Here is a 1,701-nt window from a genome sequence, read left to right as displayed (position 1 = left end):
GGGTGGACGTCCGGCCGGCGTGGTCGGCGGCATGAGTGTGACGAGCGGCGGCGCCCGGCCCGGTGGCCACGGCGGTCCCGGCGGCACGAACGGTTCCGCACCCGGCGCCGGGGCCGGCGGGCTCTCCGGCGCGACCGGCGGCCCGGTGGCCCCCGGGCACGGCGGCGGCACCGGTTCCTTCGACGTGACCGAGGCGCTGGCCGGCGGCGGCCAGACCGGGCACCCCGGCCTCCCCGAGCAGCCCGGTGCGTCCGGCCCCTCCAGCCCGTCCGGTCCGTTCGGGCTGCCCGGTCAGACCAGGTCGGCGCTCTACCAGGGCGGGCCCGAGGGCCCCACGACCGGTCCGGTCACCGGCCAGGGGCCGATGATCCCGCCGCGCGGCAGCGGCCCCCACGGCGCGGGCGGTCCCGGCGGCGGGCTGAGCGACGACACCGCGAGCCTCACCCCGCAGATCCACGCCCCCGACCCGGACGCCCCGGGCTACGGCGCCCACCACGACAACGTCTCCGGGTACACCGGCACCAGGAACGCCCCGGTCGTCCCGGCGAGCGCGGCCTTCGACGCGGACACCCCCGCCGGTGGCCGCGGCCCGCTCACGCCCTCCAGGTTCCCCGAACCGGTCACCCCGCCCCCGGCGACGTCCTCGAAACCGCCGAAGAAGAAGGGGCGCAACAAGCTCGCCCTGATCGGCGGCGGCGTGGTGCTCCTCATCGGGGTCGCCTACGGCGCCGGCCTGCTGATGAACCACTCCGACGTGCCCAAGGGCACCACCGTGCTCGGCGTCGACATCGGCGGCGGCACCCGCGACGAGGCCGTGAAGACGCTGGACAAGGCCCTCGCCGAGCGGTTGAACAAGCCGCTCGAGCTGGCCGTCGGCGACAAGACCGTCGAACTCCAACCGGACAACGCCGGACTGCAGCTCGACACCGACGCCACCGTGGGCGCCGCGGCGAAGAGCGACTACAACCCGGTCTCCGTGATCGGCTCGCTCTTCGGCAACAGCCGCGTCGTCGACCCCGTCATCCCCGTGGACGAGGAGAAGCTGCACGCCGCCCTGGAGGCCGCGGGCGGCTCCGGCAACGACGGCACGATCACGTTCGAGTCCGGCAAGGCCGTCGCCGTCTACGGCAAGCCCGGCGCGGGCATCGACGTCGACAAGTCGGCCGACGCGGTCGGGGCGGCGTACCGGACCCAGGTGGAGACCGGTTCCTCGTCCCCGGTGAAGGTCCCGACCACCACGCAGGAGCCCACGGTCTCCAAGGCGGAGGTCGACCGGATGATGAAGGAGTTCGCCCAGCCGGCGATGTCCGGCCTGGTCACGGTCCAGACCGACGCCGCGCACACCGTTTCCTTCAGCCCGGAGAAATCGCTCTGGAAGTTCCTCGGCGTCAAGGCGCAGGACGGCAAGCTGGTCGAGTACTACGACCGGAAGGCGCTCGAGGAGCTCTACGGCGACACCTTCGACGGCGTGCTGATCACCCGCGGCAACGGGGACAAGACCCCGGTCACCGTCGAGGACGTGATCGGTGCCCTGCGCCCCGCGCTGCTGAGCACCAGCGACCGTGTCGCCGTCATCGAGACCGACCCCAGCTGATCCGGACCGACCCCAGCTGATCCGGACCGACCCCAGCTGATCCGCGCTGCCCGGCACGCTCCGGGCGAGCAGCCGCCTCAGGTGTCGCCGGGACGTACCAGGCACAG

1 protein-coding gene is annotated in these 1,701 nt (G+C 73.8%); it reads left to right on the top strand.

What is annotated here, in order from left to right; genetic code table 11:
- Positions 1-1,594: hypothetical protein (locus JL475_RS38910; RefSeq protein ID WP_307825331.1), on the top strand; the 1,594-nt coding region annotated here is incomplete at its 5' end.
- Between the last annotated feature and the right edge of the window lie 107 nt (positions 1,595-1,701).

The sequence above is a fragment of the Streptomyces sp. M2CJ-2 genome (assembly GCF_016757295.1).
Classification (GTDB): Bacteria; Actinomycetota; Actinomycetes; order Streptomycetales; family Streptomycetaceae; genus Streptomyces.
Note: the sequence above shows the minus strand (reverse complement) of the source record. Positions and strands in the feature narration are given on the sequence as shown.